Source organism: Flavobacterium cerinum, from assembly GCF_024496085.1.
Lineage (GTDB): Bacteria > Bacteroidota > Bacteroidia > Flavobacteriales > Flavobacteriaceae > Flavobacterium > Flavobacterium cerinum_A.
In genome coordinates, this window is sequence record NZ_CP101751.1 from 2,657,163 (window position 1) to 2,681,079 (window position 23,917).

Below are 23,917 nucleotides of genomic sequence, written 5' to 3' on the forward strand. Positions count from 1 at the left end.
TTTTCTGATTTAGCTATTTTGATGTCTCTTTTAGCCAGTAAAAGCATCTACTTTTCAAAAAAGAGAAAATTATCCCTTTTATGATGTCCTAACAGGGCATTTTTTGAGGTTATGAGCCATAGCAAGTAATGCCGTTTCCACTTCGGCCTTGGCTTTGCTACGCAGATTATACCTGCGGAAGCCTTTGTTGTTTTTTATCTGGGCAAACACGGTTTCTACATCATGACAGCGTTGCTTTCTGAGTTCCTTTCCCCTGTCGGTTACGAGCAGGTTATAAGCTTTTGTTCTTAACTGGGCTACTTCGGGATTAGATAAAGAGATACTTGGTATTCCTGTTCTGGTGTCTTTGTCAAAATGATTATATTTTACATATGCTTCAACACCTTCATTATCAAGTAATGTGTAGTTTTCCTGCGAACCATAACCTGCATCAGCCACAAGTTCTTCAGGTAGTCTATTGTAGTGTTCTTTAAAAATTTTTATATGTTCGGGTAGCGTCCTTGTATCATTGGGATTAGGGTGTAAAGAGTAATTTACAATGAACTGGTTGTGTGTGCTTATCTGTAAGTTATATCCCGGTTTTAACTGTCCGTTCTTCATGTGGTCTTCTTTCATCCGCATAAAAGTAGCATCAGTATCGGTCTTACAAAAGCTGTTTCGCTTACCCATTATATCTTCTTGCTTAGCATACTTCTCAAGGTTTGCAGGCCAGTTCTTACGGGCATAGTTAAGCTTCTGCCGTACTTTAGGGCATATCTTTTTGCCTTTAAGGGCGGTGTCAATCTTCTTAATAGTCTTTTCAACAGCTTCCTTGTCAATAGCCTTAAACTCAACTTCTGTCTTGTCTTTAGATTCAGTAGCGGCAACTTGCTGCGTATACTCCCATAAGTCCTGAAGCTGCTCTTCTATGCGCCTTTTATTCCTTTCGATGGATCTGCCCCATACAAAAGTGTACCGGTTGGCATTGGCTTCTATTTTTGTACCATCGGTAAAAACAGTTTTAAGGCTCACATGTCCCTGGGATTCTAAAAGCAATACAACCTGGGTAAAGATGCTGCGTACCTCATCTTTAAGGCGTTCACTCCTAAAGCGGTTTATAGTATTATGGTCAGGACGGCTCATACCGCTTAACCACATAAAATGGATATTCTGCTTCAAGGCTTCCTCAAGCCTGCGGCTGGAAAAAATATTGCACAAATAACCATAAACCAACACTTTAAGAAGCATGCGGGGATGGTAACTGGAAGTGCCGCCTGGTTTGTAATTCTTAATAAGGCATTCCAAATCAAGACCGTCAATCACATCGGAAACGGTTCTTACTGGATGGTTGAGTTCTATCAGCTCCTCTAAACTCGGAGGAAGTAGAAAATTTTGCTTGGGATTGTAATCTTTAAAGACTACTTTTGATTTATTATACACACCGCAAGTTAACAAACTTGCAAAATATAGGGAGCTCTCGGGCTCCCTTATTTGTATAAAAAAATTGAGGCTGCCTCACTTTTGAGACAGCCCCTTGTTCTATAAAACATCGAAATAAGATTATCTTCTTCTTTTTTCTTTGATTTTTGCTTTTTTACCAGTAAGTTCTCTGAAGTAGAAGATACGAGCTCTACGAACTTTACCTCTTTGGTTCACTTCAATTTTTTGTAAAGCAGGCATGTTGATAGGGAAGATACGCTCAACTCCTACAGAACCTGACATTTTACGGATAGTGAAAGTTTCAGTTACTCCAGCACCTCTTTTTTGGATAACAACTCCTTTAAAGAACTGCGTTCTAGTTTTTTCACCCTCTTTAATTTCGTAATAAACAGTGATAGTATCACCTGCGTTGAATTCAGGGAAATCTTTTTTCGCTACGAATTCGTCTTGAACAAATTTTAATAAATTTGACATGATTGTTAATGTTAATTGTTTTGAGTCAGAACAACATTCACGGATATCGTCAGAGGTTGGTCCAAATATGGGCGCAAAGATAGTGATTTTACGATATCCTGCAAGTGTTTTTGGATTAAAAAAGTGCTATTCTAATCAAAACAGGTAAAAATACCTATCAGTCTGATAATTAGTCTTCCAGTAAATCCGGACGACGATTTAAAGTATGCTCATATGCTTTTTGCTCCCGCCATTTTTCGATTTCAGGAAAATTTCCGCTCAATAAAATGTCAGGTACCTTCCATCCGTTGTATTCTGCCGGACGGGTATAGATAGGCGGCGATAATAAATTGTCCTGAAAACTATCGGTTAAGGCTGATGTTTCATTACTTAGTACGCCGGGAATCAACCGAATAATGCTATCGGCTAAAACGGCAGCGCCAAGTTCGCCTCCGGACAATACATAATCACCGATGGAGATCTCTTTTGTGATAAAATGATCGCGTACTCTTTGATCAACTCCTTTATAATGACCGCACAGGATAATGATGTTTTTTAACAATGACATCGAATTGGCCATTTTTTGGTTTAATGTTTCGCCATCCGGAGTCATATAAATTACTTCATCGTATTCGCGTTCGCTTTTTAATTTTGAAATACAAGCATCAATTGGTTCTATGCTCATTACCATGCCGGCACCACCTCCGAACTGATAGTCATCTACATTTTTATGTTTGTTGGTACTGTAATCGCGAAGATTGTGAAAATGTACTTCAACCAAACCTTTGCTGATGGCTCTTTTAAGGATTGAAGCTTCAAACGGACTTTTGATTAACTCGGGTAATACGGTGATAATATCAATACGCATAATTCAAAATTTCCGCAAAAATAGTCTAAAAAATAGAAACAGATTTATTTCGGGACTTTTTTAAGTACAAAGGCTTTTTCAATAATCTTTTGTCCGCCTTTTATATCAGGTATCGGTGCGGATACAGTATAGAATTCAAGTGTATTATCGGCTCCGCGTTTCCAACCGAAAAAATCAGTTTTATGACTATTAGTTAATGTGATAAGATTTATTTTATCGTCAACCAATTGCATACAATCGCCGGAATAACAAATTGAATATTGGATATAACCGGGAAGATTGGTTACACCATTTGACTCAAAATTGACTTTGCGTGTTTTTAAGGAATCCGGAAAATGGATTTCATATTGACCTTCCAATAAATTTTGAGCTAATGCCGTTTCGAAAGCTATTTTGGATTTTTTGAAATTGGAATCAGAATTTCGTGTTGTATAGTCATGATCCAGTAACGTAAAAGTAGAATCGGATGTGGCTTCTATTATCAAATCTTTGATAATACCGTTATTTTGATAGGCCTTTTTTAAGAGGTACTGATTCCCTTTTTTATTATAAGCAAGTTTGCCGGTTTCGAATCCGTTTGAAAAAAGAATACTGTCTTTATTAAAAGTCAGTTCGACAGCATAAAAAGGAATATCGGAAAGTAAAGCGGTTTTAGATTGCTCTAAATAGGTTTTATTAATAAACGTTCCGGATAAATTATAGTTAGTGTTCTTCTCACAGGAAAAGAAAGTGATACACAGGAAAGTTATAAGAAGTCTATTTAGAGCAGTCATACCGTTTTATATTAAACGCCAAATTGACGTAAATGATGATCAAGGTGTTTCCATTGGGAAATATCCCATTCTTCCGGCGTCATTGGACCGAAAAACGGATGTTTCAGGTTTTTGATAACTGATGGTCCTTGTTGAAAACGGGTTATATATTCTATTAATATTGCTTTGGCTGCATCAAAATCGGGTTCGTGAGTTACAATAAATTCCTTTGCTGTTGGAATATTCGGATCAAATGGTTTGTCGTTTACCAGTTTCTTTTTGGCCATACGACCGAATAGTAGTCCCATAAGACTTTGTTGTAATACCAGTTCACCAAAAGCGACTTTTAAGGGCGCCTGACAATGTTCCATCATTTGACTAACGGTCATTTTTCCCCAATGTGAAAGGGATTGCGGAGACAGCAGATGAATTCGATTAATAATCTCTTGATTGGATGTTGTGTTATAAAGACTTTTCATAGGTTATTTTTTTGTGGCAACAATTGCGTAAATCATAGGTATTTTGTTGTCTAAATGTTTGATTCGGAACTTATTCGGAGCAAATTCTTCTACTTCATTAAAACAGCTGTATGGTGAATAATCATATTCCTCAAAGGTATTAATTTCCAATGTATTTTTGATAAGTGAATTGATAACTTCCGTTAGCGGATGATTCCAGCTTACGGAATCGTTTTTTAAAGGTGCCTCTTTATCAGCATAGGTTCCGGATACCGTTTCAATAATGGTTTCGGTATTGAAATAGCTGTATTCGATTTTTGTAAAATGATTGTCAAACATCCATACAACCGGATGAAATTCTACAAAAACAAATTTTCCGCCGGGTTTTAGGAAATGCTGAATTACTTTGGCCCATTTGTCCAGATCGGGTAACCACCCGATGGTGCCATAACTGGTAAATACAATATCAAATTGGCCTTGTAGCTGATTGGGTAAATCATATACATCAGAACACACAAAAGTAGTATTTGTGTTTAATTGCGTAGCTAATTCCCGGGCTTTTGCAATCGCTTTATCCGACAAATCCATGCCGGTAACCTGAGCACCCATTTTGGATAATGAAATAGTATCTTGTCCGAAATGACATTGTAAATGAAGAATTTTTTTACCGGTAATATCGCCCAGTAAACGCAATTCAATATCGTTTAATGTTGATTGACCGTTTAGGAAAGCTTCCATATTATAGAATTCAGAATCCACATGATAGTCAACTTTCTGGTTCCAGGTGGCTTTATTGGTATCGAGATAATCTTTCGGTATTTCCATTATTGTGATTTTTGATTGATTTTTTAAAAAGCAGCCTGATGAAGGCTTTACAAATATAAGAGTTGTCCAATCTATTTGTTATTGCGGGACTATCTTTTTTAATGTAATTTAAGATTTAATTAAGAGATATCGAGTTAATTTTGCGACATGAATTTATCCAAAACAGATGTTGGCTTTATGGCCATTGCAACAGGTTTAATTGTAGCAAACCTGTATTATTGTCAGCCCCTTATTATACTTATCGCAAAAGAGTTTGCTATTCCGGAAGATCAGGCCGGTACTATAACGTATCTTACCCAGGCCGGATATGCAATCGGTATGTTTTTTATGGTTCCGTTAGGTGATAAGCTGGAGCGAAAAAAACAGATCCAATTTACAACATTAGCGGCAGTTGTAGCCCTAATCATTGCAGCCACGGCATCTAATTTCCGAATGTTACAAATAGCAAGTTTCCTGATCGGAGCCGCTTCGATTGTTCCGCAGTTAATTTTGCCGTTGTCAGCCAGCCTTGCTTCGCCGGAGCAAAGAGGAAAAGTAATCGGAACGGTAATGAGCGGTTTGTTAGTCGGAATTTTAATTTCAAGAACAGTAAGCGGTTTTATCGGAGCCTGGCTCGGATGGCGCGGTATGTTCTGGATTGCAGCGGTATTATGTGTATTGATTGTGATTGTAATTCAGAAAAAATTCCCGGTCAACAAACCGGATTTTAAAGGAACTTACGGACAGTTATTGCAGTCGTTGTTTTCGTTAATCAGAACACAGCCGATGCTACGCGAAGCTACGCTGATTAATGCATTGAGTTTCGCACAGTTCGGAGCATTTTGGACAACAATGGTACTATTGTTATCAGGAGAACCGTTTCATTTTAATAGTGCTACAATCGGACTTTTCGGAATAGTCGGTGCTTCAGGAGCATTAGCAGCGCCTTTAGTTGGAAAACTAGGCGATAAAGGAAATCCCAGAGTTGTAATTGGGTATGGTTGCGTATTGTTATTGATCAGCTTTATTGTGTTTTATTTCTCGTCCGAAAGTATCATCGGAATTATGATCGGAATCGTCTTTATAGATGTAGGATTACAATCGGTACATATTTCTAATCAAACGCGGGTGTATTCGTTATTACCGGAAGCGCGAAACCGTATGAATACCGTTTATATGTCGTTTAGTTTTTTAGGAACCGCATTGGGATCTGCTTTTGGTTTGTGGTTATGGAATTTAGGGAAATGGCATGCCTTTTCAATCGGTGGTGCGATGTTAGCAATAGCTTCAATTCTTATTTATGCGCTAACATATAAGCGTAAATAAAGAAATTCACATTTTGTAAAATAAACTTATATTTGTTGTCATTATATTTAAAAATAAAAAAAATGCAAGACGGAATTTACGCAAAATTTAATACGAACAAAGGCGTTATTTTAGTGAAATTAACGCATGATAAAACACCGGGAACTGTCGGGAACTTTATAGGACTGGCTGAAGGAAACCTGGAAAATGATGTTAAACCTCAAGGGAAACCGTATTATGACGGATTAAAATTCCACAGAGTTATTTCAGATTTTATGATTCAGGGAGGTTGTCCGCTTGGAAGTGGCGTAGGCGGACCCGGATATCAGTTTGACGATGAATTTCATCCGGAATTAAGACATGATACTCCGGGAGTATTGTCTATGGCAAACGCAGGACCGGGAACTAACGGATCACAGTTTTTTATTACGCATGTGGAAACACCTTGGTTAGACAATAAACACACCGTTTTCGGACATGTTGTAGAAGGACAGGATATCGTTGATGCAATTCAGCAAGATGACGTAATTGAAAGCCTTGAAATCGTTAGAGTAGGTGATGAAGCGCAGAAATGGAATGCAATTGAAGCGTTCCGTACTTTCGAAGGTTCTCGTGAAAAACGTATTGCAGAGCAAAAACGTCAGGCTGAAGAAGCAATGGAAAAACTGGCTGCCGGTTTTGATAAAACGGAAAGCGGTTTACGTTATAAAATGATTCAGAAAGGAAACGGTAAAAAAGCAGAAAAAGGCAGAACTGTTTCTGTGCATTATACAGGATCTTTAGAAAACGGAATGGTTTTCGACAGTTCGTATAAAAGAAAACAACCGATCGAATTCCCGTTAGGAAAAGGTCATGTTATCGAAGGATGGGATGAAGGTATTGCATTATTACAAGTAGGTGATAAAGCCCGTTTTGTAATTCCTTCTCATTTAGGTTACGGATCTCGTGGTGCAGGTGGTGTTATTCCACCGGATGCAACGCTTATTTTTGATGTGGAATTAATGGATGTGAAATAATATATTTTATTCTTGTAGTAAAAACTGCCTTATATGGCAGTTTTTTTTATTTATATATAATGCATTTTGAACTTTTTTTATCTTGCAGATGAGTTTTTAAGTGTTAAAATGTCTTGTTTTTGTATGCGTGCATATAATTAAAGTGTTAAAATTAACATTTTTTTATTAAATTATAACTTTTGTTGAGGGATGTAACATTCTTGTAGCCAGAAGATTGATTTTATTTTTTATAATATCACATTTTTTTTACTAAAGCGAAAAAAAAAATAGTATTTTGGGAATGTCAATTATTTGCAAATAAGACATAACAACTTAATAAACTTTAAAAATTTAGTAATTATGAAAAATAATAAAGACCTTAAAAAGCCTTTTTTTGCGAATTTCTTAGAGAATCAATTATCTAACGAAGAGAAAAATACTGTACAGGGTGGTGACATTATCACGTTAAAAACAGAAGATATGTTACATACACTAAAATATCCATCTGATAACGAAGACGGACCTGGTGGACCGATAACATTAAAAAGCTTGGATATGATGCAGACTATGAAATATCCATCTGATAACGATGAAACTGGTGGACCAATAATCACTCCGGAAATCTAGTGATAAAATTGTTAAGCAGTTAACAAAATAAATATTGATCCGTACACGGCATTGATTTTAATGTTTTGTACGGATCTTATTTAAAATAATAGGTTCTTATTTCCGCTTTTTGAGATTTAGTTTGCTATAATTATTTGGTTTCCAATATAAAATTGTCGTAGATGACAGTTTTTTTATGTTTTCGGGTATTGATTTTTGATTTTAAATGGCAACTTTTAATTCAAATGATTAAACTTATTGTTCTTTTTTTTAATGTAAATTATTGATTTTTAGTTATATGTTTTTTTGATATTTCATCAACAGCTTTTGTTTTAACTTTTTACTTGTGGAAATAGGTAAATTTAAAAAGTCAATTATTTACAGAGATAGAATTTGATTTTTAAATAATGCTAAAACATAATAATTATAAAGAGATCTTTCTTTGCGGTTTCCTTTTTGGGATACCAACTCCTTAAAGATCATTTAGAACCGATTATCATTCAAACACGCAGGTATTCATCTGATGATGCAGACATAACCGTACTTAACGGTATAGGTGTTTTTCCGTTACCACGATAATAGGTATAGGTAATGCAACATTATTTTATTTGAATTTAAATGATATTATGTATAAGCCATAGCAAAGATTTCTATACTATCGATATAGTGATCAGGCGTTTAAGAGAATTAGGGAAAGAGGTTTTCAGACTTGATTCAGATACTTTTTCACATCAATTGAAGTTTGAATATTCTTTTGAAAACGAGAAAGTACAGATTAAGATAGAGCATGAAGGAACAGCGTTTTCAATTGACGATATTGAAGCGGTATATTACCGAAAATTATGGCATATTAATGTTCCGGATGATTTGGATGATACTTTTAAAAGTATCTATAACCAGGAATATACGACAATGCGTAACCTGTTTTTTGAATCACTTCGAAAGTTACCCTGGATGAATCCGATGGAATTGGATCATCGGATCGGGGAAAATAAGTTGGAACAATTATCATACGCCCGCAATGCCGGATTAATGATTCCGGAAACGCTCTTTACCAATGATCCGATTAAGGTCAAACATTTTTTCTATACGGTCTGCAAAGGAAATATGATTGCAAAATTGCACGGTTCTTTGTCCCGTAGCATGAAAGGAGATACTCCTTTTTTCCCCACTACACGTATTCAGGAATCTGACCTTGATAATCTGGAAACCTTAGTGTACTGCCCGATGATTTTTCAACAGAATATCGAAAAACGATACGAGTTGCGCATTATTTATATTGACGGTACATTTTTTACAGGTAAGATTAACGCACAAGCTTCAGAAACCGGGAAAACGGATTGGCGTGCGGCGAAAGACATAATGCCATCCTGGGAATATTATGCCTTACCGGATTCCGTTTGTAATGCACTCGATACAATGATGCGTAATATCGGTCTGTATTTTGGTGCGATTGATATGATTCGGCAAGAGGATGGAACATATATCTTTCTGGAAGTTAACCCGCAAGGGGAATGGGGAATGATTCAGCGTGATTTAGATTATCCGATAGGAGAAACTATAGCTGAAAAACTAGTGGCGAGAATCTGTTAAAGATCAACGCTTTTAATTTGAAATTAAGTGATATTTATATAAAGGGCTACCGGTTGGGAGCAGTTAATAAAAAATAGTTATGGAAAAAGTACTAATTATTACGCATACTCAGGATAATGAATGTATCAATATCGTATCAGATAAAATTAGAAAACATGGTGGGGAACCCATTCGCTTTAATGTTGATGAATATCCGCTTAAATATAGTTTAAGCAGCTGTTTTGAAAACGGAGAATGGAAAATATATCTTGATTATGAGGGCGCAAATCGAGTAGCGCTTCATGAACTGGCAGGATTATGGTACAGACGTAGCTTTAATTTAGGAGGAAATCTGGCTACTGTGTTGGAGAGAGAATATTTGGGAAGTGTATACGGTGAAATTCGTGCTACTTTTTTCGGGTTTTTAGAAAGTTTACCTTGTTTTCAGATCGGGAAATACAGTAAATACAGACGCTTGGACAGTAAGGAAGAACAAATGCGTATCGCCGATTTCTTAGGAATGAAAGTACCGGAAACCTGTATTACCAATAGTCCTGAAGAGGCAAAACGTTTTTTTAGGGATCATCCGAACGGCGTGGTTACCAAAATGCAAAGTTCTTTTGCAATTGAAAGAGACGGAGTTGAAAATGTTGTGTTTACCAATCTTATTAAAGAAGAGGATTTGGATAACATTGAAACATTACAATATTGTCCGATGCAATTCCAGGAAAAGCTGGATAAAAAAGTAGAATTGCGTATTACAATCGTAGGAGATGAGATTTATGCTTTTGAAATCGACTCTCAAAAACTGGACAATGCTAAATTAGACTGGCGCCGGGAAGGAATCGAATTATTAAGTGATTGGAAACCGTATGAATTACCTGCCGACTTACGTGATAAGTTATTGCAGATGATGGATATGTATGAGGTAAATTACGGAGCGATCGATATTATTGTAACGCCGGATGATAACTATTATTTTCTGGAAATTAATGCTGCCGGAGAGTTTTTCTGGTTGGATAGATTGTTACCGGACAACCCGATTTCTGATCAGATTGCAAAGGTTTTGTTAGGAAAAGCGAATCGTAGATATACACCTGTTTTTGATAAAACTAACGTGAGTAGTTTAATATAATCAATTCAGATCGAAAGTAAAGGATAAGCTCTCTTCGGAGGGCTTTTTTTATTTATTGATACGACTTTTTTAGGAATAGCAATTCGGATTTGAATATTTTAAATGTCAAAACAATTCATTCTTTTATGAATTGATACCTTTTGATGTATGATTTTCAATTCAATAATATTGAATTATTGATCATTTTTCAGATGTATCTGTTTGATATTGAATTACTTGGTTATTCTGTTTGGATTTTTATAACATTTTTATTTTAAAAACAATATTACTTTTGAAAAGTCAATTATTTGCAAATGAAACTGACTTTTAAAATTAATTATTTAATGTAAAATTTTTATCATGAAGAAGAATAATGAACAAGAAAAGAAACCGTTTTTTGCTGGTTTTTTAGAGAATCAAATTGGGAATGAAGAAAGTAGTACTATTCAGGGAGGTGGTAAGATTATTACTCGGGTTGGATCCGATACGGATGCAGAATGGCCTTCAGGTTACACCTATCATGTAAGTTCGGTAGCCATATTTCCAGAGCGAAAACGTTATTATGGAGGATCACGCAGGTATTTTTCAGGAGACACTAATGATATATCCTGTAGATTTTTTCCGGGGTAATTTAAAATAAGTTATTATTATTAAGTTGATAGTTCAATAGCTGCTTTTTAATAGTAACAGATAAATGCTTAAAAGAAAAGTTAGAAGCTCTCTACGGAGAGCTTTTTTACTGATTTGTCATTTGCTTTTGTATTTTTACAAAATATTTAATGATTATGCGTTACCTTTTAATTTATCTGTTTTTCTTTAGTTTTTTTACTGCCAATGCACAAGTTGCCGTACAACATTGCGGATATGATTTTACATCCTATCTGGTGTTGGATGTTCATGAAAACGGCAAAAAAGAAAATATCAAGGATTTAAAAATTACTATTGTAGATAGCGACGGGAAAGAAGTTATCAATGTAAATAATGCTTATAGCTGGACAAATAGTAACAAGCCGATGGTCTTTTCATTGAATTATAAGATCGATGAAAGCGGGAAAAAAATTCCGGGAGAAGCCGATAAAAATGGAAAAAGCCGTTGGTTTTTCCCGTTTGCAAAGGATAATTATCTGTTATCTGTAACCAATACATTTCCGGCTGAAAACTTTTCAATTAAAGTAGAAGACATTGACGGCAAAGCAAATGGCGGGTCTTTTAAAACGCAGTTAGTTCCGCTAAACAGTTATAATATGTATGTGTTGTGTTCGGCACAAAACGAAAGACAGGCGATGCAATTCGGGCCAAGAACCAACCGACCGGTTGAGATTATTTTAGAAAAGTAATTGTCGGACATAAAAAAAACACCATCAAAATAGAAAGGTGTTTTTATCTTAAAAATTATTCTTCAACCGGATTGGAAACGGAAATGATACGAAGTGACTTTACGCCGGCAGGCATTTCCCAATCCACTTCATCGTTTTCCTTAAATCCGATTAATGCAATGCTCAAAGGTGCAATTACGGATACTTTTCCTTCTTTAATGTTGGAAAGTGCCGGTAAAACAATCTGGATTTTCATACGTTGTTTGGCTTTGGTATCTTCAATTTCTACAAAAGAATTGATACGAACAATATTGTCATCCAGAATTCCGTCTTTGTTTACAATCGCACGATCCAATTCCTGCGACAATTGCATTATTTCTTTTTTACTGGTGCTGGTCTGACTGCTTTTAGTCAACTCGCGCAGCACTTGATAATCGGTCAATGATAATACGGGTATTGGTTTCATAACTATTATCTTTAAAAATTAGATATTTCCTTTTTAGTATTGATTTCTTTCTCTTTAAAATATAACTCGGCAAAACTATGATTGGTATTTCCTGAAGTTCTGCGATAAAATACATTTGGAGTAATGTTTTTCGGATGTTCAAATCCGCATGCTCCTATAAATTCGCCCAGTGCTTTCATCGTATTTTTATGGAAGTTAGCGACACGAACACTTTTATCAGTAATATCAATTCCTTTATATAACGCTTTATCCTGTGTAGCAATTCCGACCGGACATTTACCGCTGTCGCATTGTAAAGCCTGGATACAACCCAGAGAAAACATCATACCACGTGCACTATAACACGCGTCGGCACCTAAAGCCAAGGCTTTTGCCATGTCAAAAGCGGAAATCACTTTTCCGGCAGCCAGAATTTTAATTTGTTCACGAATACCATATTGACGCAATGTAGCGCTAACAAATACTAATGCATCCGAAAGGGCCATACCCATATAGTCGATAAATTCTAACGGAGCGGCTCCGGTTCCGCCCTCCGCACCATCGACAGTAATAAAGTCAGGGAAAATCCGGGTTTCCATCATGGCTTCAACTATCGTTACAAATTCGTCCTGACGTCCGATACAGATTTTAAATCCAACCGGCTTTCCGTTCGAAAGTTGGCGTAGCTGATTGATAAAATACATTAACTCCATTGCATTAGAAAATGCAGTATGAGCAGACGGTGAATGTACGGTTGTATACGGTTCAATACTTCGGATTCGGGCAATTTCCGGTGTGTTTTTCTCCGCCGGTAATAATCCTCCGTGTCCGGGTTTGGCTCCTTGTGATAATTTTAATTCGATCATTTTTACTTCCGGATAGGCGGCTCTTTCTGCAAATAATTGATCAGAAAATGTTCCGTCCTGATTACGACAACCGAAATATCCGGTACCGATTTGCCAGATCAGATCTCCTCCTTGTAAATGATAATCACTAATACCTCCTTCACCGGTATTGTGTGCAAAACCACCCATTTTAGCTCCTTTGTTTAAAGAAGTAACGGCTGTTTTACTCAATGCTCCGTAACTCATGGCGCTGATGTTTAGAATACTGGCGCTATAGGGTTGTAAACATTGTGTATTTCCGATTGTGATACGAAATGTAGCTTCATCAGCCTTTTTCGGGTAAACGGAATGAGCAGCCCATTCATAGCCGATACGGTTCGGATCATCCTGCATTCCGAATGAAATCGTTTGTTTTTCATTTTTTGCCCGCTGATATACAATCGAACGTTGTCTGCGGTTAAACGGTTTTCCGTCTAGTTCTCCTTCAAAAAAGTATTGTCGGAATTCGGGACGCACCGATTCAAAAAGATAACGCATCCGACCGATAAGCGGATAGTTACGACGAATGGAATGGCGAGGCTGGAAGGTGTCGACAGCAATAATGATCATCAGTGCTATCGGGAATAATAAAATTTCCCAGGCCAGACCATGAAATTGAACAAAATACAAACCTGCGATTAATGCGGTAATCGCTACAAACCAAATAATTTGACGTGCAACCAGGGATGCAAAAAACTTTTTAGATGTCATGATAAATATGCAAAAAGTGTCCGGCGGAAATAATCGGCCGAATTAAGTTAATTTACTGTATAAAGTTTGAAGGATGTACCCGCGTATATATGCAAAAAGAAAAACGAACTATATACGGGGTCTAATTGATGAAGGCTTTGCTGTGTGAAAATAGAACAGCCATACTGCGTTTCCTTACAGAAAGCAATGGCCTGAAAACCGTTAAAAAGGGATTACTTAACATGGTTTGTCTTGTATTTACACAAGGCAAAGGTAGGTATTTTTTTTATATCTGCATTATTTCCACTTAATATTGCAGCCCAGACTTGGTTTTTGATCCGGGTTGATTCCTCTGTTATAAACGACACCATCAATAGCACCGCGTAAATCACTACCGCTTAAAGGAATACCGTTTCCGGGTCTGCTGTCGTCTAATTGTCCGCGATATACAAGCTTATTCAGATTGTCAAATAAGTAAAAATCCGGAGTACAAGCCGCATCATAATTCTTTGCAACTTGTTGTGTCTCATCATACAAATAAGGAAATTCAAATCTGTTTTCAAAAGCAAATTCGGTCATTAATTCCGGAGCATCCTGCGGATAATTAACAACATCATTACTCGAAATAGCAATAAAACCGATTCCCTGAACACGATAATCGTTAGCAATTCGCACCACTTCTTCAATTACATGATGTACAAAAGGGCAATGATTACAGATAAACATAACGACCGTTCCTTTTTCTCCTTTTAAATCGGAAAAAGAATAAAAAGTATCCGATGAATTGGTGTCTTTCAGATAAAATTCAGGAGCAATTGTACCTAACGGTAACATGTTTGACGGTGTACGAGCCATTTTGATTCAGTTGTTAAAAGTTTTTAAAGATAAGTATTTACCGAATGATTTGCTAATTTTGAAAAAAACGAATCCAAATAGAAAATGAATCAGGAAACAATTACATGGGGTGATTTTGAAAAAGTAGAAATGCGAGTGGGTACCATACTCGAAGTCAACGATTTTCCGGAAGCCCGAAAGCCAGCCTATCAACTTACGATTGATTTCGGGACGGAAATCGGAATTCGAAAATCGTCGGCACAAATCACAAAACATTATACAAAAGAGCAACTTAACGGCCGACAAATTGTTGCGGTTGTCAATTTTCCGAAAAAACAAATAGGAAAATTTATGAGCGAATGTCTGGTTTTGGGCGCTGTTGCAGGTGAAGGAGATATTATATTATTAGCACCCGATTTTAAAATAGAAAACGGTTTACGTATCGCTTAATTCGAAGTTAGCCATTTTGAAACGGAATAAGTTTCATTATTGTGGTATAAACGGGCTTTTTCCCGAAACTGTAAAGGAGTATAACCACTGTGCTTTTTAAAAAAACGACCAAAATAGGACGGATCTTCAAACTGTAATTCGTAAGCAATTATATTAATCGGTTTATCACCGAGCAATTGTTTTTTGATTTCCAATAGTAACTGATCGTCCAAATGCTGTTTTAATGATTTTCCTGTAGCTGATTTAAGAAGTGTGCTGAGGTATTTTGGAGCGCATTGTAATCGGGAAGCATAGAATTCAGTGCTTCTTTCAGTACGGTAAAATGTTTTGATCAATTCAAAAATGATAGTCAACCGGTTATGTAACTTTTGGTTAATAGCCGGTTTGTAGTATTTATCAATTGCGACTAAAAGTGCCTGAACGTAATATCGGATAAGGCTAAAGTTTATCGTTGCATTTTGTTGTTCGATTCGAATCAGCTCCAGAAGTTTTTGGATCACCGGATTAGCGCTGGTTGGAATATCAGCAAATTTAGCTTCTTTAAACGGGATTAATAATTGCAATTGCATTGCTTCGGCATCAATAAAGTTTTTATCGAAAAGTAAAGCCTTCGCCCGGATAGCCGGATCGTCAATATAATGTATTTGCCCGGGTAAAATCAGGGCGATACGATGTTGCAGAACCGGAACGGCTTCAAAATCGATATAGTGTATCCCTGCGGTTTCAAAGAAAAGAATTTCATAAAAATCATGACTGTGCGGCGGCATCTGAAATAATATTGGATGTTGCCGGTAATCGTAATCACAGAGAATAACCGGACGTTTGGTGTCCGGAAATTCAAGGTTCTGTATTATTATTGCATCGGATATTGCCATTGCATTAAACATTCGGTTTCCCCGGTAGTAACTTCTGTTTGTTCTTCCAGAAGTACAAAACCCTGTTTTTGGTAAAATAGGATACTGGGACCGTTCTTTTTATAAACTTTTAATTGTATGCTCGGATATTGCTGTTTGACAAAATCAATCAGTTGTTTCCCGATTCCTTTGCCTTGCAGGTTGGTAGCTACAAAAATAGCAGCTAAGAATGAATCGACCATGGAAACAAATCCTCCGACGGTATTATTTTCGATAAAAACATAGGTGTCGGAATTAGGAAGATAGGTCTGAGCCATTTCAGCTTTATTTGCTTCCCAGTATTCGGCAGCAATAAAATCATGCGCTTTGACAGAAACGGCATACCATAAGGCAACCGTTTCATCGATTTCTGTAGGTTGTAATTTTCGTATCATCTTATTTTTGTATTGATACTGCAAATGTATTCCTGACAAAAAGACTAACGATCGGACAAAAGGATGATAGTATAGGACTTTAGAAGATGATAACGTTTTATACGAGCGTTGTCCGGATAATGATAAAGGATAAAACAGATATAAATGTCCACAATATAATGCCTTGTGCAAGTGGACGAAGACCGGCTTTTTTCAAGGATTCACGTGTTAATCCGGCTCCGATAAGAAACAAGGTGACTACAAGTCCTTTTTTAGCAATCATAACGATAGTTTCATTAAAATGATGAAAAGAAGGGAAATAACTGTTCCAAAGCATAGCGAGTACAAACAGAAAGATAAAATACGGGATTGCGATTCGACTATCTTTATTTTTAAAAAAGAAGGAGGTTAGTAACGATAACGGGATAATCCATAAAGCGCGTTGTAATTTCACCGTCGTAGCAATATGCAATGCCGTATCTCCATATCGTTGCGCTGCACCGACTACAGAACTGGTATCATGAATAGCAATCGCACACCACATTCCAAATTGAGATTGACTCATACCGAATAGGTGACCCAAAAACGGAAACAGGAATAATGCAATGGAATTCAGGATAAAAACGGTAGCAAGTGAAACCGAAATGTCCGATTCTTTTGCTTTTAGTATCGGAGTTAAAGCAGCTATGGCACTTCCGCCGCAAATTGCTGTTCCGGCTGAGATCAGGAAACCTGTTTTTTGTGGAATTTTAAATAATTTACCTAGTAAGATACCAAAAATAAGGGTAACTGTTATTGAACCTATTGTAAACAGAAAACCGTCTTTACCGGTTTGTAACGCATCGGTCAGATTCATACCGAATCCTAATCCGACAATCGAAAACTGTAATAGTATTTTTGTGAGTTTTTGACTGGCTTTTTCAAATGGATTTCCGATTAAAAAAGTGATGATAAAACCGAATAAAAGGGCTAACGGAGCCGTAATAAAAGGAAAAAGACATAAGGTGATGCTAAACAGGAAAATACCGTGTTTAAGTTTGGGATTTTGTTCAAAAATGGTCATGGTTGTCTGATTTGTTTGTCAGACAAAGTTCCGCCAATTAATAAGGATGTGCCAATGATAAAAAGTTATAGGGTATAACTTTTGGTTATACTGTTTTGGGCAAAGCGCAGAAATATTTCCGGTATTTTTTCCGGTTGGCCTTGTAAATGAGCAAAATAAAAAATACGCTTAATATCCAGATCGTCAATGTCGATTACTTTAAATTCACCTTCGGTAATTTCTTTACTAACCGCTGAAATGGACAGGAATGCCATACAATTGGAATTGGAAAGAAAGGATTTGATACTTTCGGTACTACCAAGCTGCATGATAATATTCAGATCATTTAACCGGATATTATGGGATCGGAGTTCATGGGCAATAACATCAAGACTACCGGAGCCGTTTTCCCGTAATACAAGCGGTATACGCAGCAAATCATCTTTACTGATCGTGTCATTGGATGCCAGTTCCTGTGAAGTATGAACTACAGCAACAATTTCGTCTTTTAGAAAAGGAATGTATTTTAAATCCTTGTTATTGGATTTACCTTCTACAATACCGAGTGCCACTTTTTTCCGGAGAACAGCGTTTTCAATCTTTTCTGTATTGGCATCTAAAAGAGAAATTCGAATATCCGGAAAGTGTTTGTAAAAATTAGCCAAAATAGGAGGTAGGATATAATGACTTAACGTTGTACTGGCTCCTAATACTAATTCGCCGGTTTGCTTGTCTTTTAAAAGGCCGAGATCATACTGAATTTTACGATAAATTTCAAAAATAGATCCGGCATGTTGGTACAGTATTAACCCGGCTTCAGTTAAGGCTATTTTATTTCCCTGTCGTTCAAACAACCGGATATCGAGCTCGGTTTCCAGTTCCTTAATGTTTTTAGTGACGGCCGGCTGAGTAATACACAGGATTTCCGCAGCTTTAGTAAAGCTTAGATGGTCGGCAACGGTATAAAATATTTTAAGGCGTATATCAGACATGGTTAAGTCAATTACAGTATAACCAAAGTTACAATTTTATAATGGTTTATCGGTTAATACTCCGTAAAGCACGTTTAATAATATAAGCTGTTTCTTTGGTCGGACTCTCTTTTTCCCATTTTTTACACAAATTGACTACAAAATCCGGTCGGGTTTTTGAAGCATCGTTAAGCCAGTTGGCCACACTGTCCCGAACATATTTAGAGGAATCGGATTTTAAAGGTTCTAAAATATTACTTCCGGTTTCAGGTGTTTCTTTTAAAGCTTCTATATGTTTGCACCAAACGCCTCTCGGCCGAATGGATTCACTCGCAAACCGGCGTATGTATTCGTTGTCGGATAGTGTCCACGGGGTTAGTAATACAATGGCTTGTTCCAGATTTTCAGTAATATCGGCTCGTAATGCTATCCAACTGATTTCCCGAACGCCAAAGTGATTGTCGGCGGCAAAAGGTTGCATTCGTTCCAGCTTTTCTGCCAACGGTCGGTCGCTCTTACCGATAAAATAGGTCGCCCAACAACGAACTGTATCCGATGGATGTACCGATAATTTTTCAAATAAACCGGTATCATTATAAATATAGCTTTGTGTTAGTAAACTCACACCGATCATTTCGTTAATCTGAGTAACCGTTTGCTTTTTCAGGTTGGCAATATCAGTCAAAATATCGTTGAGGTATTCTTTTCGGTTCAGCGCAATCAGTACCTTTTCCAAAAGCTGTTTCTGATTAATGGCCAGCCATTCGTTGAGATTGGCCGATTCGATCAGGCCATTATTAAGTTGATCCCGTATTTCCGGTGGGATTTCGGCAATGGTTCGTGCTCCTTTTCGTACGGTCATAATTGGGCTATTAAGGTTTCCATTTCAACACGGTTCATATAATTCGGATCGATATGGCTATAACAAATGACATTGTTCTGATCAATAACAAATATAGCAGGAATCGGCAGAATATAACGGGTATCGTCATTGAAATCTTCCAGATTAATGCCTAACTGTTTGTAGTAAGGACGCACAAAATCCGGGAGTTCGAATGTAATTCCCAATTGTTGTGCGAGCGCATTGTTTTTGTCGGTTAATAACGGATAGGAAAGCTGATGTTGTTCGGTTAACTGATCATTAAAAGGAGTTAATTGCGGACTTACAGCGATGAGTACTGCTTTTTTTGACCGGATTGTTGTGTAAACCGATTCCAAAGCCTGTAATTCCAGATTGCAATAGGGACACCAGGAACCTCGGAAAAAAGCAATAATTAACTTCTCTTCCGTATGGATATCAGATAAATGAATCGTTTCACCGGATGAGGTTAAAAGATTGAAATCCGGAAAAGTAGCAGCTAATGGAATGACATTCTTTTTGGAATGATTCGATAGTAGTTCAGTAATTGTATTTTGAAAAGCGTCCTGTATTTCTCGAGGAAGTAGGGAAGTCAATTGTTCATTCAGGGATTCGATTTGTTTTTGCAGATTATTCATAACATTTCCTTTATTTTTGTAAAGGTCATGGCTTAAAAACAATTCCACAATACGGGATTTTTTTATCCCATAGGGTGGAAAAAGGAACTAATATTGAAAAACAGCGACTTCCGAATAAATTAAATTTAAAAAAAATGAAAACGAAGATACGGATTACCGAAAATAAGATATGTCCGCTGGAAGAAGCCGTGAATACGATTAGCGGGAAATGGAAAATTCCGATTTTATGGCAAATGAATGAGGGTTTAAAACGACCAAGTGAATTCCTTCGGGGTATCGCGGTAGTTGACCGACGTGTTTTAAATCAGCAGCTTAAGGAAATGGAAGCCGACGGTTTGATTTTTAAGGAGACCTTCCCGGAATTACCGCCTCGTGTAGAATATACACTTACGGAATTAGGTGAACAGCTTGTTACCGTATTATGGTCATTAAACAACTGGGGAGAAGTATTACTTGCTCATCGGGAATCACAATATACGGATTAATTTTACGTTTCATTTTTGTACATAAAGAACTACATGAGAATTCCCCAATATCTGTTGTTACTGTTTTTTTTACCGATTATGCCAACCGCATTTGCTCAGGTTGACAGTACTTATATCGGAAAATTTCCACAGGAATATTCGGCGCGATTGTACTTATCCCGAAAATTTGTCACCTTGAATAGTGATTATCCCGATGCTGATTCTAAAGAGTATATTGCCAATAGTCCTTTTGCAATTGGTGCGGGTTTTACCTGGGGAAATTCGGGGTTGAGTTATAGTTACGGATTTGGATTTCTGGCGGATAAATCGAAAGGAAAAACCCGGTATTTTGATCTGGAATACCACTATTATGGTCGGAAAATTGTGCTCGATTTTTTCGGAATGGACTATAAAGGGCTATATTATGAAGATAAAGGAAGAGATATTCTTGAAATGTATTCGGATGCACAAATAACGAACATTGGAGTTTTCGGACAATATGTATTTAACGGAGATCGCTTTTCCTATCGTGCCGCTTTCGATCAGGTTCAGGTACAGTTAAAATCGACGGGTAGTTTTTTACTGGGTGGCGGAGCTTATTACAATCGGGTACGGGCTGATAATGTAATCGGTTTCCGGAAAGAAATGTACCAGATCGGACCAAGTCTTGGTTATGCCTATACCTGGGTGATCAACCCGCGTTTTTTTGTAACGGGATCGTTAACACCCGGTGTTACGCTCGGATTTAAAAGTCTGGATGATAAAATTGCCTGGAATCCGAGCTTGTTTTTCCGCTTTGCATCGGGCTATAATGCCAATGATTGGTCGGTGAATCTTTCTTTTCTGATGAATCGATTGTATGTATCTTACGAACAAAACAACCAGGTTGGCATTAGTTCTGCGACCTTGCAGTTAATGCTGATCAAACGTTTTGACAGCCAATCCCGGTTGCTTAAAAAATTACCCCGACTATAAAAAATAGAATAGTGCTTATAACCAGGAACCGAATTTTCGGATAAATCGTTCCTTGGCGAATTGTACCAAAAAGCAATAACCGGTTAAAATCCCGATTAGCCACGGAAAATAACTAAACGGCAATGGTTGCAGGTTTACGGATAATGCAAACGGAGTAAACGGAATCAGTAATCCGATTAACATTACCAATGATGTCAACGCTACAACCGGAGCGGTAGCCCAACTTTGAATAAAAGGAATTTTTCGGGTACGGATCATGTGTACAATTAATACCTGTGATAATAAACCTTCTACAAACCAACCGGTTTGAAACAATTGTTGTTGTTCAGGCGCATTGGCTTTAAAAACATAAAACAAAACGGCAAATGTAATATAGTCGAATATCGAACTGATCGGACCGATACAAAGCATAAACCGACTAATACTGTTGGCGTCCCATTTTTGCGGTTTTTCGAGAAAATCTTTATCCATTCTGTCCCACGGAATAGCGATTTGTGAGATATCATACAACAAGTTTTGAATCAGCAGTTGAATCGGTAGCATCGGTAAAAACGGAAGGAAAATACTGGCGCCTAACATACTGAACATATTACCGAAATTACTACTGGTGGTCATTTTAATATATTTAATAATGTTTCCGAAAGTTCGCCGACCATATACGACTCCTTTTCGTAAGACCATCAGGTCTTTTTCAAGTAAAATAATATCGGCACTTTCTTTCGCAATATCAACAGCCGTGTCTACAGAGATCCCTACATCGGCATGACGTAAAGCCGGTGCATCGTTGATTCCGTCGCCCATAAAACCTACAGTATGACCCTGTGCCTGAAAAAGAGAAACAATCCGGGATTTTTGTACGGGGTTCAGTTTCGCAAAAATACTGGTCGTTTGCAATCGTTTGCTTAATTCCGTATCGTTTAGCTGACTGATTTCATGACCTAAAAGGACATTATGAAACGGAATTCCAACGTCACGACATATTTTTTTGGTTACAATATCATTGTCGCCGGTTAAAACTTTAATCGAAACACCAAGCTTTTGAAGACTTTCAATGGCTGGTTTTGCAGACGGTTTGGCCGGATCGAGAAAACCGATAAATCCGGTCAAAACCATATCTTTTTCATCCGCAATAGTATAATTGGCATTACGGGAATCGTATTCTTTAATGGCTACTAACAATACTCGCAAACCGTCTTCGTTGAGCTTTTTAGAAGTATGCATTACAGTAGTCCGTATTGTATCGTCTAAAGGAACAATCGTATCATTTTCAATATGGATCTGTGCATTTTCGCCCGGATAAAAAGCATGAGAACACAAATCCAGTAATTCTTCAACAGCTCCTTTGCAAATCAATAACTGTTTACCGTTTTTTTGTTCCAGAATCACGCTCATACGGCGACGTTGAAAATCAAACGGAATTTCATCTACTTTACGGTAATTTTCTTCCACTTTAAGATAATCGTGAAGCTCCACATGTTCCAGAACAGCTACATCCAACAGATTTTTTAGTCCGGTTTGGTGGAAGCTGTTAAAGTAAGCCCATTTCAGTACTTCATCATCATCATTTCCCAGAACATTCAGATGGCGTTCCAGAATGATTTTGTCCATCGTTAGCGTACCCGTTTTATCCGTACATAAAATATCCATTGCTCCGATATTTTGTATGGCGTTTAACCGTTTTACGATTACGTTTCTTTTGCTCATGTTTTTGGCGCCTTTTGCCAAATTAGCCGTTACGATCATCGGAAGCATTTCCGGTGTTAATCCCACGGCAATCGCAATCGCAAAAAGCAAAGCATCCATCCAGTTATTTTTGGTTAATCCGTTGATTACAAATACCAACGGAACCATTACCAGCATATAACGGATCAAAAGCCAGCTTACTTTATTTACACCCTTATCAAAACTGGTTTCCGGACGTTTAGTGCCCAAAGCTTTTCCGATTTTTCCGAGATAAGTATCGTTTCCGGTAGTGACAACGATTGCTGTTGCCGTGCCGCTGATTACATTGGTTCCCATAAAACAGATATTATCAAGTTCCAAAGGTGATTTTTCTGTATCGGAATCAATTGGAAGATCGCTTTTTTCCAACGGAAGAGATTCGCCGGTTAAAATGGCCTGACTTACAAAAAGGTCTTTGGATTGCAGGATACGGATATCGGCCGGAATCATATCTCCGGCACTTAGGTAAACAATATCACCGGGTACAATATCTTTAAAGTTAATTTCCTGTTTCCCGCCGACACCACGTAAAACTGTAGCGGTCGTTTCCACCATGTTCTTGAGCTCTTCTGCGGCTTTACTGCTACTGAATTCCTGCCAGAAGCGAAGCAAGGAACTCAATATAACCATTACACTGACAACAATAATGGTTTTGTAATCCTGCTGACCCGGTTCGGCCAGAATAATATCCATTACAATAGAAATGAGTAGCAGTACAATCAGTACAATAATAAAAGGATTGATAAATGTGCTTAACAACTGGGAATACCACGGCGCCGGCTTTTCATGCATGATTTCGTTGTATCCGAAAACTTTTCTTTTTTCTTCCGATTGTTCCGCGGTTAATCCGTCCGGGTTACTTTCCAGAAAGGAATAAAGGGATATAGATCCGGCTTTGGCTGCTTCATAAAGACGATTCGCCTGATTGGAATCAAAACCCTGTAAAATGGTTTTAGCTGATTTTATTTTTGAGATAAACATTACGGTACTTTTTTAAGGAGTTACTTTTGGGTC

26 protein-coding genes are annotated in these 23,917 nt (G+C 37.3%); 10 read left to right on the plus strand and 16 right to left on the minus strand.

Translation table 11 applies throughout. The features are described 5' to 3' along the window. Positions 1 to 78 precede the first annotated feature (78 nt). The 6 genes from NOX80_RS11850 to NOX80_RS11875 all read right to left on the minus strand — a co-directional run bounded on the left by NOX80_RS11850 (position 79) and on the right by NOX80_RS11875 (position 4,775). Entirely contained in the window at positions 79 to 1,419 is a 1,341-nt protein-coding gene (locus NOX80_RS11850) for an IS1182 family transposase (protein ID WP_256549765.1), read from the minus strand. Between the two features lie 120 nt (positions 1,420 to 1,539). Continuing rightward, the gene (gene rplS / locus NOX80_RS11855; RefSeq protein ID WP_256550000.1) at positions 1,540 to 1,893 is read right to left on the minus strand and encodes a 50S ribosomal protein L19; all 354 of its coding nucleotides are present in this window, start codon (positions 1,891 to 1,893) and stop codon (positions 1,540 to 1,542) included. A gap of 169 nt (positions 1,894 to 2,062) precedes the next feature. Further along, a complete protein-coding gene (gene trmD / locus NOX80_RS11860; RefSeq protein ID WP_256550001.1) occupies positions 2,063 to 2,740 on the minus strand; it encodes a tRNA (guanosine(37)-N1)-methyltransferase TrmD in 678 nt (225 codons plus the stop codon). A 44-nt stretch (positions 2,741 to 2,784) separates the two neighbouring features. Beyond that, complete coding sequence (locus tag NOX80_RS11865; RefSeq protein ID WP_256550002.1) at positions 2,785 to 3,513, minus strand: hypothetical protein; 729 nt, start codon at positions 3,511 to 3,513, stop codon at positions 2,785 to 2,787. 11 nt (positions 3,514 to 3,524) lie between these two features. After that, the gene (locus NOX80_RS11870) at positions 3,525 to 3,971 is read right to left on the minus strand and encodes a DUF1569 domain-containing protein (RefSeq protein ID WP_256550003.1); all 447 of its coding nucleotides are present in this window, start codon (positions 3,969 to 3,971) and stop codon (positions 3,525 to 3,527) included. Between the two features lie 3 nt (positions 3,972 to 3,974). Then, the gene (locus NOX80_RS11875) at positions 3,975 to 4,775 is read right to left on the minus strand and encodes a class I SAM-dependent methyltransferase (protein ID WP_256550004.1); all 801 of its coding nucleotides are present in this window, start codon (positions 4,773 to 4,775) and stop codon (positions 3,975 to 3,977) included. Between the two features lie 147 nt (positions 4,776 to 4,922). On the opposite strand from NOX80_RS11875, the gene NOX80_RS11880 reads away from it, so the two are divergent. The 7 genes from NOX80_RS11880 (at position 4,923) to NOX80_RS11910 (ending at position 11,683) form a co-directional block, all read left to right on the plus strand. Further along, positions 4,923 to 6,080: an MFS transporter gene (locus NOX80_RS11880; RefSeq protein ID WP_256550005.1), complete on the plus strand. Its 1,158-nt coding sequence runs from the start codon at positions 4,923 to 4,925 to the stop codon at positions 6,078 to 6,080. Between the two features lie 62 nt (positions 6,081 to 6,142). Next, the gene (locus tag NOX80_RS11885; RefSeq protein ID WP_256550006.1) at positions 6,143 to 7,075 is read left to right on the plus strand and encodes a peptidylprolyl isomerase; all 933 of its coding nucleotides are present in this window, start codon (positions 6,143 to 6,145) and stop codon (positions 7,073 to 7,075) included. A 339-nt stretch (positions 7,076 to 7,414) separates the two neighbouring features. Beyond that, the gene (locus NOX80_RS11890) at positions 7,415 to 7,681 is read left to right on the plus strand and encodes a microviridin/marinostatin family tricyclic proteinase inhibitor (protein WP_256550007.1); all 267 of its coding nucleotides are present in this window, start codon (positions 7,415 to 7,417) and stop codon (positions 7,679 to 7,681) included. A gap of 597 nt (positions 7,682 to 8,278) precedes the next feature. After that, positions 8,279 to 9,253, plus strand: a complete 975-nt coding sequence (locus NOX80_RS11895) for an MvdC/MvdD family ATP grasp protein (RefSeq protein ID WP_256550008.1) — start codon at positions 8,279 to 8,281, stop codon at positions 9,251 to 9,253. 79 nt (positions 9,254 to 9,332) lie between these two features. Beyond that, entirely contained in the window at positions 9,333 to 10,367 is a 1,035-nt protein-coding gene (locus NOX80_RS11900; RefSeq protein ID WP_256550009.1) for an MvdC/MvdD family ATP grasp protein, read from the plus strand. A gap of 339 nt (positions 10,368 to 10,706) precedes the next feature. Further along, positions 10,707 to 10,976, plus strand: coding sequence for a hypothetical protein (locus tag NOX80_RS11905; protein ID WP_256550010.1), 270 nt, complete (start codon positions 10,707 to 10,709; stop codon positions 10,974 to 10,976). Between the two features lie 155 nt (positions 10,977 to 11,131). Next, positions 11,132 to 11,683, plus strand: a complete 552-nt coding sequence (locus NOX80_RS11910) for a hypothetical protein (protein ID WP_256550011.1) — start codon at positions 11,132 to 11,134, stop codon at positions 11,681 to 11,683. A 55-nt stretch (positions 11,684 to 11,738) separates the two neighbouring features. On the opposite strand, the gene NOX80_RS11915 is transcribed toward NOX80_RS11910, so the two are convergent. From NOX80_RS11915 to NOX80_RS11925, 3 genes are all read right to left on the minus strand, one after another. Further along, positions 11,739 to 12,128 carry a GreA/GreB family elongation factor gene (locus NOX80_RS11915; RefSeq protein ID WP_256550012.1) on the minus strand — a complete coding sequence of 130 codons (390 nt, stop codon included), beginning with the start codon at positions 12,126 to 12,128 and terminating at the stop codon, positions 11,739 to 11,741. A gap of 11 nt (positions 12,129 to 12,139) precedes the next feature. After that, complete coding sequence (locus NOX80_RS11920) at positions 12,140 to 13,702, minus strand: FMN-binding glutamate synthase family protein (RefSeq protein WP_256550013.1); 1,563 nt, start codon at positions 13,700 to 13,702, stop codon at positions 12,140 to 12,142. 276 nt (positions 13,703 to 13,978) lie between these two features. Further along, complete coding sequence (locus tag NOX80_RS11925; protein WP_256550014.1) at positions 13,979 to 14,536, minus strand: thioredoxin family protein; 558 nt, start codon at positions 14,534 to 14,536, stop codon at positions 13,979 to 13,981. Between the two features lie 84 nt (positions 14,537 to 14,620). Here NOX80_RS11925 and NOX80_RS11930 point away from each other — a divergent pair, with 84 nt between their 5' ends. Then, positions 14,621 to 14,965, plus strand: a complete 345-nt coding sequence (locus NOX80_RS11930) for a tRNA-binding protein (RefSeq protein ID WP_256550015.1) — start codon at positions 14,621 to 14,623, stop codon at positions 14,963 to 14,965. Here the strand turns inward: NOX80_RS11930 and NOX80_RS11935 are convergent. The 6 genes from NOX80_RS11935 to NOX80_RS11960 form a co-directional block, all read right to left on the minus strand. Next, positions 14,962 to 15,840 carry a helix-turn-helix domain-containing protein gene (locus NOX80_RS11935; protein ID WP_256550016.1) on the minus strand — a complete coding sequence of 293 codons (879 nt, stop codon included), beginning with the start codon at positions 15,838 to 15,840 and terminating at the stop codon, positions 14,962 to 14,964. The genes NOX80_RS11930 and NOX80_RS11935 overlap by 4 nt on opposite strands. After that, on the minus strand, positions 15,819 to 16,253 hold the full coding sequence (locus NOX80_RS11940) for an N-acetyltransferase (protein WP_256550017.1): 435 nt from the start codon (positions 16,251 to 16,253) through the stop codon (positions 15,819 to 15,821). Before NOX80_RS11940 ends, NOX80_RS11935 begins: the two co-directional genes overlap by 22 nt. A 97-nt stretch (positions 16,254 to 16,350) precedes the next feature. Continuing rightward, complete coding sequence (locus tag NOX80_RS11945) at positions 16,351 to 17,295, minus strand: YeiH family protein (protein ID WP_256550018.1); 945 nt, start codon at positions 17,293 to 17,295, stop codon at positions 16,351 to 16,353. 65 nt (positions 17,296 to 17,360) lie between these two features. Beyond that, positions 17,361 to 18,266, minus strand: coding sequence for a LysR family transcriptional regulator (locus tag NOX80_RS11950; protein WP_256550019.1), 906 nt, complete (start codon positions 18,264 to 18,266; stop codon positions 17,361 to 17,363). Between the two features lie 46 nt (positions 18,267 to 18,312). After that, positions 18,313 to 19,107: a DNA alkylation repair protein gene (locus NOX80_RS11955; protein WP_256550020.1), complete on the minus strand. Its 795-nt coding sequence runs from the start codon at positions 19,105 to 19,107 to the stop codon at positions 18,313 to 18,315. Further along, positions 19,104 to 19,742, minus strand: coding sequence for a peroxiredoxin-like family protein (locus NOX80_RS11960; protein ID WP_256550021.1), 639 nt, complete (start codon positions 19,740 to 19,742; stop codon positions 19,104 to 19,106). The genes NOX80_RS11955 and NOX80_RS11960 overlap by 4 nt, the downstream gene beginning before the upstream one ends. Positions 19,743 to 19,876: 134 nt before the next feature. Here NOX80_RS11960 and NOX80_RS11965 point away from each other — a divergent pair, with 134 nt between their 5' ends. Then, the gene (locus tag NOX80_RS11965; protein WP_256550022.1) at positions 19,877 to 20,227 is read left to right on the plus strand and encodes a winged helix-turn-helix transcriptional regulator; all 351 of its coding nucleotides are present in this window, start codon (positions 19,877 to 19,879) and stop codon (positions 20,225 to 20,227) included. A gap of 33 nt (positions 20,228 to 20,260) precedes the next feature. Further along, entirely contained in the window at positions 20,261 to 21,181 is a 921-nt protein-coding gene (locus NOX80_RS11970) for a DUF4421 family protein (protein WP_256550023.1), read from the plus strand. Between the two features lie 15 nt (positions 21,182 to 21,196). On the opposite strand, the gene mgtA is transcribed toward NOX80_RS11970, so the two are convergent. Then, positions 21,197 to 23,884 carry a magnesium-translocating P-type ATPase gene (gene mgtA / locus NOX80_RS11975; RefSeq protein ID WP_256550024.1) on the minus strand — a complete coding sequence of 896 codons (2,688 nt, stop codon included), beginning with the start codon at positions 23,882 to 23,884 and terminating at the stop codon, positions 21,197 to 21,199. Positions 23,885 to 23,917: the final 33 nt, after the last annotated feature.

Coding starts and splice junctions, on each gene's coding strand:
- NOX80_RS11900 (WP_256550009.1), top strand. CDS start 9,333: ATGGAAAAAGTACTAATTATTACGCATACTCAGGATAATGAATGTATC.
- mgtA (WP_256550024.1), bottom strand. CDS start 23,884: ATGTTTATCTCAAAAATAAAATCAGCTAAAACCATTTTACAGGGTTTT.
- NOX80_RS11925 (WP_256550014.1), bottom strand. CDS start 14,536: ATGGCTCGTACACCGTCAAACATGTTACCGTTAGGTACAATTGCTCCT.
- NOX80_RS11865 (WP_256550002.1), bottom strand. CDS start 3,513: ATGACTGCTCTAAATAGACTTCTTATAACTTTCCTGTGTATCACTTTC.
- NOX80_RS11955 (WP_256550020.1), bottom strand. CDS start 19,107: ATGACCGTACGAAAAGGAGCACGAACCATTGCCGAAATCCCACCGGAA.
- trmD (WP_256550001.1), bottom strand. CDS start 2,740: ATGCGTATTGATATTATCACCGTATTACCCGAGTTAATCAAAAGTCCG.
- NOX80_RS11915 (WP_256550012.1), bottom strand. CDS start 12,128: ATGAAACCAATACCCGTATTATCATTGACCGATTATCAAGTGCTGCGC.
- NOX80_RS11965 (WP_256550022.1), top strand. CDS start 19,877: ATGAAAACGAAGATACGGATTACCGAAAATAAGATATGTCCGCTGGAA.
- NOX80_RS11920 (WP_256550013.1), bottom strand. CDS start 13,702: ATGACATCTAAAAAGTTTTTTGCATCCCTGGTTGCACGTCAAATTATT.
- NOX80_RS11970 (WP_256550023.1), top strand. CDS start 20,261: ATGAGAATTCCCCAATATCTGTTGTTACTGTTTTTTTTACCGATTATG.
- NOX80_RS11885 (WP_256550006.1), top strand. CDS start 6,143: ATGCAAGACGGAATTTACGCAAAATTTAATACGAACAAAGGCGTTATT.
- NOX80_RS11945 (WP_256550018.1), bottom strand. CDS start 17,295: ATGACCATTTTTGAACAAAATCCCAAACTTAAACACGGTATTTTCCTG.
- NOX80_RS11935 (WP_256550016.1), bottom strand. CDS start 15,840: ATGGCAATATCCGATGCAATAATAATACAGAACCTTGAATTTCCGGAC.
- NOX80_RS11870 (WP_256550003.1), bottom strand. CDS start 3,971: ATGAAAAGTCTTTATAACACAACATCCAATCAAGAGATTATTAATCGA.
- NOX80_RS11880 (WP_256550005.1), top strand. CDS start 4,923: ATGAATTTATCCAAAACAGATGTTGGCTTTATGGCCATTGCAACAGGT.
- NOX80_RS11910 (WP_256550011.1), top strand. CDS start 11,132: ATGCGTTACCTTTTAATTTATCTGTTTTTCTTTAGTTTTTTTACTGCC.
- NOX80_RS11875 (WP_256550004.1), bottom strand. CDS start 4,775: ATGGAAATACCGAAAGATTATCTCGATACCAATAAAGCCACCTGGAAC.
- NOX80_RS11905 (WP_256550010.1), top strand. CDS start 10,707: ATGAAGAAGAATAATGAACAAGAAAAGAAACCGTTTTTTGCTGGTTTT.
- NOX80_RS11930 (WP_256550015.1), top strand. CDS start 14,621: ATGAATCAGGAAACAATTACATGGGGTGATTTTGAAAAAGTAGAAATG.
- NOX80_RS11895 (WP_256550008.1), top strand. CDS start 8,279: ATGATATTATGTATAAGCCATAGCAAAGATTTCTATACTATCGATATA.
- NOX80_RS11950 (WP_256550019.1), bottom strand. CDS start 18,266: ATGTCTGATATACGCCTTAAAATATTTTATACCGTTGCCGACCATCTA.
- rplS (WP_256550000.1), bottom strand. CDS start 1,893: ATGTCAAATTTATTAAAATTTGTTCAAGACGAATTCGTAGCGAAAAAA.
- NOX80_RS11890 (WP_256550007.1), top strand. CDS start 7,415: ATGAAAAATAATAAAGACCTTAAAAAGCCTTTTTTTGCGAATTTCTTA.
- NOX80_RS11940 (WP_256550017.1), bottom strand. CDS start 16,253: ATGATACGAAAATTACAACCTACAGAAATCGATGAAACGGTTGCCTTA.
- NOX80_RS11960 (WP_256550021.1), bottom strand. CDS start 19,742: ATGAATAATCTGCAAAAACAAATCGAATCCCTGAATGAACAATTGACT.